Raw genomic sequence first — 13,005 nt, 5'->3', positions numbered from 1 at the left:
TGCTCCGCGTGACTCACTACGATCTTGCCGTCGTCGGCTCCGGTTCGGGCAACACCATCATCACCTCCGCCTGGCGGGGCAGGAAAGTCGCGCTGATCGATGGTGGAACGTTCGGGGGAACCTGCCTGAACGTGGGCTGCATTCCCACGAAGATGCTCGTCTACCCGGCGCAGCTCGCCGCAGGCACAGCCGAAGCCGCCCGCCTCGGTGTCGATCTGACGCTGGAGGGCGTGCGCTGGCGCGACATCCGCGACCGCATCTTTTCCCGCACCGACTCCGTCTCGACGGAAGCCAGGGACAAGCGCACCGACTCCCACGGGGTCGCCTTCTACGCCGAGGCGGCCCGGCTCACGGGCCAGCTCGCCCTCGAGACGGCGTCGGGACGGGTGATCACGGCCGACCAGGTGGTACTTGCCGCAGGTTCACGGCCGAGGACCCCGGACCTGCCCGGAATCGGGCTCCCTCAGGTCCATACCTCCGACACGATCATGCGGATCGACGCGCAGCCCCGGCGCCTGCTCATCATCGGCGGAGGATACATCGCAGCCGAATTCGCCAACATCTTCGGCTCGCTCGGAACCCACGTCACCGTCGCCCTCCGCTCCGGAAAATTCCTCAGGAACCTCGATGCAACCGTCTCCAACGCCTTCACCGAAGAGGCCCGGCGGCAGTGGGACGTGCGCCCGAACGCCGAGGTGACCTCGCTCGAACAGAATCCGGACGGCTCGGTCCGGGCGGTGCTCGACCAGCAGGGGAGTCCCTCCGCCGTCGATGTCGACCTCGTCCTTGTCGCAACCGGGCGGATCCCCAATGGGGACCTGCTCGGCGCCGCGGACGCGGGCCTCGATCAGCACGAGGACGGCCGGATCAGTGTTGACGGAAACCAGCGGGTCCTGCGGAACGGACACCCGGTCGACGGACTCTGGGCGCTGGGGGACGTCAGCAGCAGGCACCAGCTCAAACATGTTGCAAACGCTGACGCCCGGACCGTTGCCCACAACCTGCTGCACCCGGAGGACCTGCGCAGCGGCGATCACCGGTATGTGCCGGCGGCCGTCTTCACCCGCCCCCAGATCGCCACCGTTGGCCTGACGGAGGAGGAAGCGCTCCGGCATGCCGCGGACACCGGTGCCGAGATCACCACAGCAGTCCAGCCGTACAGCTCAACCGCCTACGGGTGGGCAATGGAAGACACAACGGGCCTGGTGAAGCTGATCGCCGAAAAGGACTCAGGGAAAATCCTCGGCGCGCACCTGCTCGGACACGAGGCGTCAGTGCTCATTCAGCCGCTGGTCCAGGCCATGTCCTTCGGGATTCCGGCCCACGCAATGGCCCGCGGCCAGTACTGGATCCACCCGGCCCTGACCGAAGTCGTGGAGAACGCGCTGCTCTCCCTCAAGACCGGGAAGCCCTAACTCACCCCCGAAGCCCCGGCCGCGCAGCGACGCGGCCGCCCCCTGAAGGGAGCGGCCGCCGTGCCGGCTGATCGCCGGAGACCCTGGAGGGTGTCCTTAGACCCGGGGGGACGCGTAGATGTCCTCAACGACGTCCGAGTAATCCTTGAGCACCTGGGTGCGCTTGATCTTCAGCGAAGGCGTGAGGTGTCCGCTGGACTCGGTGAAGTCCCTCGGGACGATCCGGAAGACCTTGATCGCTTCGGCCTGCGAGACGGTGAGGTTCGCGTCGTCGACGAGCTGCTGGATCTCGGCAAGGACAGCCGGGTGTTCCGCGGCCTCCTCGACCGTGGTGGTCGCAGGCAGCTGGTGGCGCTCGAGCCACCCCGGCAGCGCCTCCTCGTCAAGGGTGATCAGCGCGGAGATGAACGGGCGCTGATCCCCGAGGACAACGCACTGGGAGACAAGCGCGTTCGCCCGGATCGTGTCCTCAAGCATCGCCGGAACCACGTTCTTGCCGCTGGCCGTGACGATGATTTCCTTCTTCCTGCCGGTGATCCGCAGGAACCCGTCGTTGTCGAGCTCACCGATGTCCCCGGTGCGGAACCAGCCGTCCTGGAAGGCTTCGGACGTGAGGTCCGGCCGGTTGAAATAGCCCTTGAGGACGCACACGCCCTTGGCCAGGATTTCCCCGTCGTCGGCGATCTTCACCGCATTGCCGGGCAACGGCGCGCCCACCGTGCCGATCTTGATCTTCTGCGGGGTATTCACGGAGATCGGGGCCGTTGTCTCGGTCAGCCCGTAACCTTCAAGGACCATGAGTCCGATGCCGTGGAAGAAGTGGCCCAGCCTGTCCCCGAGCGGTGCGCCGCCCGAGACTGCGTGCTGGACCTGCCCGCCCATGGCCGCCCTGATCTTCCCGTAGAGGAGGCGGTCGAACAGTGAGTGCTTGAGCTGGAGCAGCAGCGGCACCTTGCCGGCCTGGTCCGCCTTCGACCAGGCGATGGCGATGTCGGCGCCGGCATGGAAGATCTTCCCCTTGCCGCCGTCCTCCGCCTTGAGCATCGAATTGTTGTAGACCTTCTCGAACACCCGCGGAACCGCGAGGATGAAGCTGGGCCGGTAGCTCTGGAGGTCGGGGAGGAGGTTCTTCACGTCCGCCGTGTGGGCAACCGTCGCACCCGACGCGACGCACAGCACTGAAATGAAACGCGCAAACACGTGGGCCATCGGCAGGAACATGATCGTCCGCGCACCCTCGTGCGCAACCTCCGGAAGTGCAGCCGCGGCGTTCTCCGAAAGTTCAACGAAGTTCCCGTGCGTCAGTTCGCAGCCCTTCGGCCGTCCCGTGGTTCCCGAGGTGTAGATGATCGTTGCCAGGTCGTCGAGCCCGGCGATCGACCTCCGCTCCGCGAGGACCTGCGGGTCGACAGATGCACCGGCCGTACGCAGCGTTTCGATTCCGTTGCCGTCGAACTGCCAGACATGCTGCAGGGAGATCGCGGGATCCGAGGCGGCGGCCTCGCGCACGACGTTCTCGTGGCGGGCCGACTCGACGAACGCGCCAACCGCGCCGGAGTCGCTGAGGATCCACGCCACCTGGGCGGGGGAGGAGGTTTCGTATACGGGAACGGAAACGGCACCGGCGAACCAGACGGCGAAATCGACAAGGGCCCACTCATACCGCGTCCGCGCCATGATGGCGATCCGGTCTCCGGCGTTCACGCCCGAAGCGATGAGCCCCTTTGCTACAGCCTCGACCTGATCGCGGAATTCCGTGGCCCGGATGTCCCGCCATTCCCCCGACGTGCCCTGGACCGAGAACAGTGCCGGATTGGACGGCTTGTCCGCCTGCTTCAGCACGAGCCTGGTCGTGTTGCTGTCGCTGGGTGCCTCAACGAGGACGGGAACGCTTATTTCGCGCACAATAGCTCCTTTGATATCGCCGATGCCTTAGGGCATTTCCATAGCCTATAGGTTTCCGACGTTTCGTTACCGTCCAGTAATGTACGAATTGATAACGGTGTGAAAAGCACCGGCGGGCTGTCCGGCGGCGTGGTGGAGGGATATTCGATGGCGCGACAGCAGGACCCGGATGGTGGTTTCCCCCGGCGGCCCAAACCCCGCGCCGCGGGATGGCCGAACCGGTCGCCGCTGCTTCCCCGCTCGGCCCGTGCGGGCCTGCCCAATCCGGCCCGCCGCGGGCTCGCCGTCGGGATCGACGTCGGAGGCACCAAGGTCGCCGCCGGCGTCGTCGATGTCTCCGGCCGCCTGCTCGCCGAAGCCCGCCGCTCCACCCCGAGCGGCAACGCCGGCGACGTCGAGGCGGTCATCGCCGACCTCGTCCGCGAGCTATCGAGGGACTACCGCATCCGCTCGGTGGGCATCGGAGCGGCCGGCTGGATGGACCTGAGCAATTCGACGGTCCTGTTCAGCCCCCACCTCGCCTGGCGTAACGAACCCCTGCGGCGCAACCTCGAGGCACTGCTCCGGCGCCGGGTAACCGTGGTCAACGACGCCGACGCCGCAGGCTGGGCCGAATGGCGCTTCGGCGCCGGCCGCGGTGAACCGAGGCTGGTGTGCGTGACACTGGGGACCGGCATCGGCGGTGCGATGATCCTCGACGGGAGGGTGGAGCGGGGCAGGCACGGGGTGGCCGGCGAGTTCGGTCACCAGATCCTGGTACCCAACGGCCACCGCTGTGAATGCGGCAACCGGGGCTGCTGGGAGCAGTACGCCTCGGGGAACGCCCTTGGGCGCGATGCGCGGGAACTGGCGGCCGCCAATTCGCCCGTGGCCCAGACACTGCTCGAGGCGGCGGACGGCGACCCGAACCGGATCACCGGCGCCCTTGTCACCCGCCTCGCCATGGAGGGGGACCCGGCTTCCCGCGAGCTTGTCGACGACGCCGGGCAGTGGCTCGGCATTGGCCTGGCCAACCTGGCCGCCGCGCTTGACCCGGGAACATTCGTCGTCGGCGGCGGGCTCAGCGCCGCGGGGGACCTGCTTCTCGAGCCTGCCCGGCGGGCATTCGGCCGGAACCTGACCGGGCGGGGGTTCCGGCCGGCGGCGGGGATCCGGGCCGCCGGGCTCGGGCCCAACGCCGGGCTGATCGGCGCGGCCGATCTCTCCCGCTACACCTTCCGCAGCGCCGCATGAAGCCGGCGCGGGAGCGCACCGTGGAACAGCAGCCGCGGGGCTGGTCTAGATTTCGGCGCCGTCGTCGTTGAAATCGCGGTGGCGGGGGAGGCGGAAGAGCAGGAAACCCGCTCCGGCAAGGAACATGGCAAGCACGCCGAGGGTGGCCGCGACAGGGGCGTCGCGCCAGAACATTGCGAAGAGCACAAGCAGGACGGGCCCGCCGGCGGCGCCGAGCCAGGACAGGACGAGCAGCGGATCACCGGTGCCCAGCGGGGGCGGTTCCGGCGGAATGTACCCGTCGTCCTCCTGCTCGGCGTCGACCACCTCGGGCTCTTCATAGTCCCGGGGGCCGGAGGGCCGCAGATGCTGGTTGCGGAAGATCGCTTCGACGCGCTCGCGGTCGGTGGGCTGGTCCTCCGCCTCCTGCTCTCCGGGATCGTCGCCGGGAGTGTTCTGAAGCCGGGAAACGATGTCCTGCCAGACGGCGTCGTCGGTGGATTCGTTGGGTTCCTGCCCTCGGGGGCTCATACGCTTGTACCTGCTGTCACGTGCCGGATGAATTCCGCCGAGCGGTCGAAAATCAGTGGTGCATCATGATCCATCGTGGCCACATGGTAGCTGTTCGTCAACCGGACAATTTCAAGGTCGCGGCTGCCCAGCCGCTGCTGCAGCACCGAGATGCTCGTCTCCGGAACCACCGGATCGTTGCCGGACCGGAAGACGAGCGTTGGCGCGTTCACCTGCGGCAGCCGTGCCACGGTGTCCTTGAACAGCCCGCGGAGCTGGTGCACCGCCGCAACCGGGGTCCGGGCGTAGGCACCCTCGTCCTGGCCCTCGAGCTTGATGCTGTTGCCGATCGGGGGCACGGATCGGAGCACATACTTCAACACTCCCGCGTACCGCGCCCTCGGGTCGGCGAAGGTCAGTCCGGGGTTGACGACGACCACGCCGGACACCGAACGCAGGGATGCGAGCCGCAGGGCAAGTGCGCCCCCCATCGACAGGCCCGCGGCGACGATCCGGTCGGTCGATTCACTCAGCTCGTCGTAGGCGATCTCATACGCCTCGTACCAGGCGCGCCACGGCACCCGGGCCAGTTCCTGCCAGCTCGTGCCGTGCCCGGGCAACAGCGGCAGCCTCACCGAAAAGCCCTCGGCGGCCAGATGGTCGGCCCAGCCGCGCACGCTCGCGGGGGAACCGGTGAAGCCGTGGCTGAGCAGCACTCCCGTCCGAGCGGCCGGTCCCCGGCCGGGAGAGGAGAACGCAGCACCCGAGGGAATAGTCATTTGTCTATGCTCGCACCGGGTCGCGCACCGTACCAGCGGAGCGGATCCTTAGAGTAGTGTCTCAAAGGGAAATAGCGAGCCGGGGACAAGGTTGCCGAAGGCCGCACGGTCCATGCAGGGAGGCTGGCAGCGTGTTTTATTGGGTCATGAAGCGGATCATCGTCGGTCCGATCCTGAGGCTGCTCTTCCGGCCTTGGGTGAAGGGTCTCGACAACATACCCGCCGACGGACCCGCAGTGCTTGTGAGCAACCATCTTTCCTTCTCGGATTCGATCTTCCTCCCTGTCGCCGTGCCGCGGCCCGTCGTCTTCCTCGCGAAGTCGGAGTACTTCAACGGGAAGGGCCTCAAGGGCAGGCTGACGGCCATGTTCTTCCGCCTCTCCAACCAGCTGCCCATGGACCGCTCCGGCGGGGCCGCGTCGTCGTCCTCGCTCACGGCCGGAATGGAGATCCTCAACGGGGGAGGGCTGCTCGGGATCTACCCCGAAGGAACCCGCAGCCCCGACGGGCGCCTCTACCGCGGCAAGACCGGGGTCGCGAAGCTCGTCCTCGCTACCCGCGTGCCGGTGATCCCCGTGGCCATGATCGGTACCGACAAGGTCCAGCCCATCGGCCGGCGCATCCCCAACATCCGGCGCGTGGGAATCATCATTGGCGAGCCGCTCGACTTCAGCCGCTACGAGGGCCTTGCCGACGACCGGTTCGTCCAGCGCTCCGTGACCGACGAAATCATGTATGAACTGATGCGCCTGTCCGGGCAGGAATACGTCGACGCGTACGCCAGCACCGTCAAGGAAAAGCTCGCCGCCCAGAAGGCTGCACAGCGGAAGCCGCGGCCCGGGGCCGACACCCGGCGCGCAGCGGTGCGGATCACCCCCCACGACGCCGTGCCCGGCCCGGTCCCCGGCACCGTCACCGAGATCGGCGGGGCCCCCAAGGCGCCGGAACAGGAACGCGGGAACACGGCCTCCTGAGCGGGGTTCAACCGGCGGACACTCCCTGGACTGCCCTGTTAAGGTGCCGCCTGCCGTGTGACGAAGGCGAATCCGCGGATTGGGTACAACCCAGTAGGCTTAACGGGTGAGTGAATCAACAGCATCCGCCGTCCTCGCCGCCGCGCCGCCCCTGCCGACAGTGGCCGGCGGGCTTGACCACTGGCGCACCCTTGCCATTTCGCAGCAGCCGTCATGGCAGGACGCGGCGGTCCACGCGTCCTCGATGAAGGAACTGGCGTCCCTGCCGCCGCTGGTTTTTGCCGGCGAAGTCGACGTCCTCCGGGAGCGGCTTGCCGCCGCAGCCCAGGGCAAGGCGTTCCTGCTGCAGGGAGGCGACTGCGCCGAGACGTTCGAGGGCGCCACTGCCGACCGGATCAGCGCCCGGGTGAAGACCATCCTCCAGATGGCCGTGGTGCTCACCTACGGTGCGTCCCTTCCGGTCATCAAGATGGGCAGGATGGCCGGGCAGTTCGCCAAGCCGCGTTCATCGAACGACGAGACCCGCGACGGCGTCACGCTGCCGGCCTACCGCGGCGACATGGTCAACGGCTACGACTTCACGCCTGAAACCCGCGGCCACGATGCCTCCCGGATGGTGAAGGCCTACCACACCTCGGCCTCGACCCTGAACCTGATCCGCGCCTTCACCCAGGGCGGGTTCGCCGACCTGCGCCTTGTCCATCACTGGAACAAGGGCTTCACTGCCAACCCGGCGCACTCCCGCTACGAGTCGCTCGCCCGCGAAATCGACAGGGCGGTCCGCTTCATGGACGCCTGCGGAGCCGACTTCGAGGCGTTGAAGCGGGTTGAATTTTTCGCAAGCCACGAGGCGCTGCTGCTCGATTACGAGCGGGCGCTCACCCGCACCGACTCCCGGACGAACCTGCCGTACGACACCTCGGCGCACTTCCTCTGGATCGGGGAGCGCACCCGCGACATCGACGGCGCCCACGTGGACTTCCTGTCCCGGGTCCGCAACCCCATCGGAGTGAAGCTCGGCCCGAACACCTCGGGTGACGACGCGCTCGCCCTCATCGACAAGCTCGACCCGAACCGCGAGCCCGGCCGCCTGACCTTCATCACCCGGATGGGTGCCCACAACATCCGGGAGAAGCTGCCGCAGCTCGTTGAGAAGGTCACCGGCTCCGGCGCCCAGGTCCTCTGGGTCACCGACCCCATGCACGGCAACACCGTGACCTCGCCCAACGGGTACAAGACCCGGAACTTCGACGACGTCATGGACGAAGTCCGCGGTTTCTTCGAAGTCCACAACTCGCTTGGGACCTTCCCCGGCGGACTCCACGTCGAGATGACCGGCGACGACGTGGCCGAGTGCCTCGGCGGCGCCGACCCGGTTGACCAGGAGTCCTTCATCGAGCGCTATGAGTCGGTCTGCGACCCCCGCCTCAACCACATGCAGTCCCTCGAGATGGCCTTCCTCGTCGCCGGAGCCCTCTCGAAGCGCTAACGGATTCCGTTACCGCTCAGACCACCGGGCTTCCGCAGATTCGGGGCCGTCGGGCGCCGTTGCGGCGTGCGGTGCAGCTGCGGGCAGGGGCGCGGCGCCGGTTCCCAGCAACCACCCCGCGGCGGCTGCAAGCACGGCCAGCAGGATCAGCAGCACCACCACCATGGCCTGGCGGTATCCGGCGTGCGGGCCGCGCAGTGTCCTCAGCGGACGCTGCGCTGCGCGGGCCTGCTGGCGCTGCAGGGACCGGTTGCTGCGCCTGCGCTGCGGACGGGCGGTGACCGGGCGGGCCGGTCCGTCGTCCTCCCACCCCTGCGCACCGGCATGTGCCGGGGCAGGCACGGAATCCTGCAGCGGCGGGGCGTCGAAGACCCGGGTGTGCTGATCTGCGCCGCCGATCACCGTTGTGTCATCGGATGCGGGGGAGAACCTCCCATCCGGAAGCCCCTCGGTGGAGAACGCCTCGGTGGGATAGGTCCCGGCGGGAAAGGACTCGGCCGTGCGGCGTCCCAGGACCTCGGTTGCGCCTCCGGGCCGACCGCCGGCGTGCTCAGTGCCGGCTTGCTCAGTGCCGGCGGGCGGGCCGTAGTCGAGCTCTTCATCGCTGAGGGTCGTGCGGATGTGCCGGAGTTCTCCGAGGAGGGCGGTGCCGTCGACCGGTCGTTCCTCGGGATCGGGCGCGGTGCACCACAGCACCAGTTCATCGACGTCAACGGCCAGGCCCGGCAGGGCGGTCGAGGGGGCGGGCACCCGCTCGTACGCGTGCCGGAAGGCGACCTGGAGGGGAGTGTCGCCGGAAAACGGCTGCCGCCCGGTGAGCAGTTCGAAGAGCACGATGCCGGCGGAGTAGATGTCGCTTCGGGCGTCGGCCCCGGCGCCGGTCACGAGTTCGGGGGAGATGTAAGCCGCTGTTCCCACGAGGGTGGCTGTGCCGGTGCTCGCGGAGACCGCCCGGGCAAGGCCGAAGTCGGCGATCTTGATGGACCCGCTGCTGGCGAGGAGCACGTTCTCGGGCTTGATGTCGCGGTGGGCGAGCCCGGCCTCATGCGCCGCGGCAAGCCCCTCGACCACCGGGTCCATGAGGGCCAGGGCCTGGCGGGGCGACAGCCGGCCGTGCTCGGTGAGCAGGTCGCGCAGGGTCTTCCCGGGAACGTATTCCATGACGAGGTAGGCCGTCGTGTGTCCGCCGGAGTCCTCGACGCCCTGGTCAAGGACGCCCACCACGTTCGGGTGGGAGAGCCGGGCGGCGGACTTCGCCTCCTGCTCGAAGCGTTCGAGGAAGCTCTTGTCTTCGGCGAGGTGGGGGTAGAGCACCTTCAGCGCCACCCTGCGCTCGAGCCGGCGGTCCAGGGCAAGGTAGACGGTGGACATGCCGCCCCTGGCGACGCGCGACTCGACGAGGTAACGCCCGTCGATGAGGGCGCCGATCAGGGAGTCGTTTCTTGGTTCCTGCACCTATCGATCCTAAACGCACGGCGGGCGGAGGGCAGGATTCCTGTGAACCCTGCCCTCCGCCCGCCGTCTGCTCTAAGCCGGTTTACCGGAAGTTCTTCTGATGCGCCTTGATCGCCGCGACGTAGTTCTTGGTGTCGGCGAACATTCCGTGGGTCTTCACCGAATACTGCCCCTGGTAGTACGAGGCGATGGCGATGTCCACCGACGGGCTGGTCCGCAGCAGTGCGCGGATGATCGCAACGCCGGCCGTCGCGTTGTCCTGCGGGTTGAGCAGGTTCAGCTTGCGGCCGACGAGTTCGCTCGCCCACTCCCCGGACATCGGAATGACCTGCATGGCGCCGATGGCATTGGCGGGGGAGACTGCGCGCTGGTTGAAGCCGGACTCCTGGTAGGAGAACGCGAGTGCGAGGCTTGGGTCAACGCCCATGGAGCGGGCGGTGTTCGCGACGATGACCTTCATTTCCGCGGGGGTCGGAGCAGGCAGCGAGTTGAGGATCTGCTTGTTCCGGTTCGCGTCGGCAACGACCGCCTGCGGGTAGGTGACCCCGAGGAAGGTCGAGGGAACGAGGTCCGTGGGTGCCGGTGCCGCGGGCGTCGTACCCGTCCGGCCCGGGATGGTGATCTTCTTTCCCGGGTAGATGACGGTGGTCATGGACAGTCCATTGGCCTGGAGCAGTGCGCTGAGGCTGACCTTGTGGGACGCGGCAATTGCACCGAGGGTGTCTCCGGGCTTGATGACGTAGGTTCCGCCGGCGGCCGGGGCGGGCGTTGGTGCGGCCGGTGCCGAGGGCGCGGTTGGCTTGGCCGGTGCCGCGGCGGGGCCACCGAGGGTGATCTTCTGTCCCGGGTAGATGATCGAGTTCATCGACAGGCCGTTGGCTGCAAGGAGGCTGCTCAGGCTGACGCCATGGCGGGCGGCGATGGCTCCGAGCGTGTCCCCGGGCTTCACGGTGTAGGACGCCGAGGCGGAGGAACGCGGGGCCGCGGGGGCGGACGGCGTGGAAGGCGCTGCGGCGGCAACGCCGCGGATCTTGATCTTCTGGCCCGGGTAGATGACTGTCGAGACGTTCATGCCGTTGAGCTTCAGGACCGCGTGCATGTCGACACCGTGCTTGCGTGCGATCGCACTGATTGTGTCGCCCGGCTTCACCGTATGGCTGGTCGACGCCGTTACGGCCGGAATCCTCACTGCGGGGACCTGGGCGGCGACTTCCGAGGCCGGAACCAGGGCGGCCGGAGCGGGAAGCTTCACCGAGGGGAGGTGCTGGCGGACCGAGGGTGCGGCAACGGTCTGCACCGCTGCTGCCGGTTGGGCCAGGGCCACCGACGAGAGGATGACCGCGGGGATTGCTGCGGTCGAAACGGCCAGGTTCCGCCGCCGGGGAGTTGGGCGCAGCGAAGAGGGCTTCGAAGCTGCGCTCGGTAGTGCAGACGGGGGCTGGGCAGTCATTGGCATTTCCTCATCTTTTGGCGGTTGGGCAACCGCACGTCTGGTCAGTGGCGGGAGTACTTCTCCTGAACCCGGCACTGCAAGGGTGCGAAGGTAGTGCAGTGGGTCACATGTTGTTACTGTTACTCGTGTGACTTATGTGAATGTACACGATTTTCGCCTAGCACAACAGACGTGCATCCGCCGGTAGGTTGGAGCCAGCGTGTCGGGCCGCACCGCGGCCGGCGCGGAAGCGATGTGGAGAGCACCACCGCCGCGTGGCACCCTTAGAGGGTGACTGAACTAGAAACACTCGTGCCAGCCTGGATGAACCTTCCCGAGGTCGCGGACCTGCTTGGTGTCCCGATCACCAAGGTCCACGGGCTCCTCGACGAACGCGCACTGGTTTCGGTGCGCATCACCGAACGCAACATCCGCAGCATTCCCGCCGATTTCTTCATGGACGGCGCGGTACTGGACAGCCTCAAGGGAACCTTGGTGGTGCTCGGCGACGCAGGGTTCAAGGACCACGAGATCATCCGGTGGCTGTTCACCCCCGATGATTCGCTCCCGGGCCGGCCGATCGATGCCCTCCGCGAGGGCCGCAAGACCGAGATCCGCAGGCGCGCGCAGGCAGCAGCCTGGTAGCAGGCCGGAGGTGGCAGCACCGGGCCCTCCCGCCGGCGGCTGCCTAGAAGGTGCGGCTGACCGCGGCTTCGCCGAGGGAGCGGAGCGCGCCGGCCGGCACGCTGTCGATCTCGAGCCGGTCGAGGGCGGCGAACGCCTCCGACGTCCGTTCCTGGATGAGCTGTTCCGTGGTGGCCAGAGCGCCGCTGGCGCTGATCAGCGAACGCAGTTGGGCGACGCCGGCGTCGTCGAGGTCGTTGCTGCCCAGCAGCGCGTTGATCGTGCTCTGCTCCTTGGCGGTGGTGCGCGCCAGGGTGCGGGCGATCAGGTAGGTGCGCTTGCCCTCCCGGAGGTCGTCCCCGGCAGGCTTTCCGGTGACGGCCGGGTCGCCGAAGACCCCAAGGACGTCGTCGCGCAGCTGAAACGCCTCACCGAGTGGGAGCGCGAAGGCGGAAAACCCCTCAAGCAGGCCGGTTGCCGCTCCCGCAAGGGCTCCGCCAAGCATCACCGGGCGTTCGATCGAGTACTTCGCGGACTTGTAGCGCAGGATGTTCAGCGCCCGCTGCGCCGCGGCGTCCGGGTGCTGGTCCGGCCCCACCGCCTCCTCAAGGAGGTCAAGGTACTGGCCGGCCATGACCTCCGTGCGCATCCGGTTAAAGATGAAGCGCGCCGCCGGGGCACGCAGCTCGTCACAGGCGGTGGTGAATACCTCTTCGCTGAACGCCAGGCACAGGTCTCCGGCGAGGATCGCCGACGACACCCCGAAGCGGTCGGGGTCGAGGTGCCACTCGGCATCGACGTGCAGCTGGCTGAACCGCCGGTGCACGCTCGGAGCGCCGCGCCTTGTCTCGGAGCGGTCAATGATGTCGTCGTGCATCAATGCCGCGGCCTGGAAGAACTCAAGGGCCGTGCCCGCCTTCGCCACCGACCGTGAACCCTCCGCGCCGCCCGCCGCGCGCCACCCCCAGTAACAGAGCAGGGCGCGGATCCGCTTCCCGCCGCGTGTCAGCTGCCGGATTGCGTCGAGCAGGGCGAGGGACTCGACGGAGATTTCCGAGAGGGTCGCCTCCTGTTCGCCAAGGAAGGCCGCTGTCTCCTCCGACATGACGGAAAGGAAGCCCGACTGCTCGTCGCGGATCTGCTTCATCATGCCGTCCTCCTGGTCGGCGGTGCGGATGGCGGACTGCATGAATCTCCCCGTCGGACTAGG

At 67.9% G+C, this 13,005-nt stretch carries 11 protein-coding genes; 5 read left to right on the top strand and 6 right to left on the bottom strand.

Annotated features, from left to right (window positions below; all coding sequences use genetic code 11):
* Positions 1 to 8 precede the first annotated feature (8 nt).
* Complete coding sequence (locus tag AC4D14_RS16105) at positions 9 to 1,415, top strand: mycothione reductase (protein ID WP_490903656.1); 1,407 nt, start codon at positions 9 to 11, stop codon at positions 1,413 to 1,415.
* Between the two features lie 96 nt (positions 1,416 to 1,511).
* Here the strand turns inward: AC4D14_RS16105 and AC4D14_RS16100 are convergent, their stop codons facing one another.
* The gene (locus AC4D14_RS16100; protein WP_490903655.1) at positions 1,512 to 3,320 is read right to left on the bottom strand and encodes an AMP-dependent synthetase/ligase; all 1,809 of its coding nucleotides are present in this window, start codon (positions 3,318 to 3,320) and stop codon (positions 1,512 to 1,514) included.
* A 147-nt stretch (positions 3,321 to 3,467) separates the two neighbouring features.
* Here AC4D14_RS16100 and AC4D14_RS16095 point away from each other — a divergent pair, with 147 nt between their 5' ends.
* Positions 3,468 to 4,553, top strand: a complete 1,086-nt coding sequence (locus AC4D14_RS16095) for an ROK family protein (protein ID WP_490903654.1) — start codon at positions 3,468 to 3,470, stop codon at positions 4,551 to 4,553.
* Between the two features lie 45 nt (positions 4,554 to 4,598).
* On the opposite strand, the gene AC4D14_RS16090 is transcribed toward AC4D14_RS16095, so the two are convergent.
* Both AC4D14_RS16090 and AC4D14_RS16085 read right to left on the bottom strand, forming a co-directional pair.
* Positions 4,599 to 5,063 carry a hypothetical protein gene (locus tag AC4D14_RS16090; protein WP_490903653.1) on the bottom strand — a complete coding sequence of 155 codons (465 nt, stop codon included), beginning with the start codon at positions 5,061 to 5,063 and terminating at the stop codon, positions 4,599 to 4,601.
* Entirely contained in the window at positions 5,060 to 5,821 is a 762-nt protein-coding gene (locus tag AC4D14_RS16085; RefSeq protein ID WP_490903652.1) for an alpha/beta hydrolase, read from the bottom strand. Before AC4D14_RS16085 ends, AC4D14_RS16090 begins: the two co-directional genes overlap by 4 nt.
* Before the next feature lie 131 nt (positions 5,822 to 5,952).
* Between AC4D14_RS16085 and AC4D14_RS16080 the strand changes: the two genes are divergently transcribed.
* Together AC4D14_RS16080 and AC4D14_RS16075 are read left to right on the top strand one after the other, a co-directional pair.
* Entirely contained in the window at positions 5,953 to 6,795 is an 843-nt protein-coding gene (locus tag AC4D14_RS16080; protein WP_490903651.1) for a lysophospholipid acyltransferase family protein, read from the top strand.
* Between the two features lie 151 nt (positions 6,796 to 6,946).
* Complete coding sequence (locus tag AC4D14_RS16075) at positions 6,947 to 8,284, top strand: class II 3-deoxy-7-phosphoheptulonate synthase (RefSeq protein WP_490903707.1); 1,338 nt, start codon at positions 6,947 to 6,949, stop codon at positions 8,282 to 8,284.
* Between the two features lie 9 nt (positions 8,285 to 8,293).
* On the opposite strand, the gene AC4D14_RS16070 is transcribed toward AC4D14_RS16075, so the two are convergent.
* Positions 8,294 to 9,739, bottom strand: coding sequence for a protein kinase domain-containing protein (locus AC4D14_RS16070; protein WP_490903650.1), 1,446 nt, complete (start codon positions 9,737 to 9,739; stop codon positions 8,294 to 8,296).
* Between the two features lie 82 nt (positions 9,740 to 9,821).
* The gene (locus AC4D14_RS16065; RefSeq protein ID WP_490903649.1) at positions 9,822 to 11,189 is read right to left on the bottom strand and encodes a LysM peptidoglycan-binding domain-containing protein; all 1,368 of its coding nucleotides are present in this window, start codon (positions 11,187 to 11,189) and stop codon (positions 9,822 to 9,824) included.
* A gap of 306 nt (positions 11,190 to 11,495) precedes the next feature.
* Here AC4D14_RS16065 and AC4D14_RS16060 point away from each other — a divergent pair, with 306 nt between their 5' ends.
* Positions 11,496 to 11,816, top strand: coding sequence for an Rv2175c family DNA-binding protein (locus AC4D14_RS16060; protein WP_490903706.1), 321 nt, complete (start codon positions 11,496 to 11,498; stop codon positions 11,814 to 11,816).
* A 43-nt stretch (positions 11,817 to 11,859) separates the two neighbouring features.
* Here the strand turns inward: AC4D14_RS16060 and AC4D14_RS16055 are convergent, their stop codons facing one another.
* Positions 11,860 to 12,984 (bottom strand): polyprenyl synthetase family protein, encoded by a 1,125-nt coding sequence (locus tag AC4D14_RS16055; protein WP_490903648.1) that lies wholly within the window; start codon positions 12,982 to 12,984, stop codon positions 11,860 to 11,862.
* Positions 12,985 to 13,005 lie beyond the last annotated feature (21 nt).

The sequence above is a fragment of the Arthrobacter sp. TJ-254 genome, assembly GCF_058269175.1.
The sequence above is the reverse complement of the archived record's forward strand: the minus strand, read 5'-3'. Positions and strand labels throughout refer to the sequence as shown.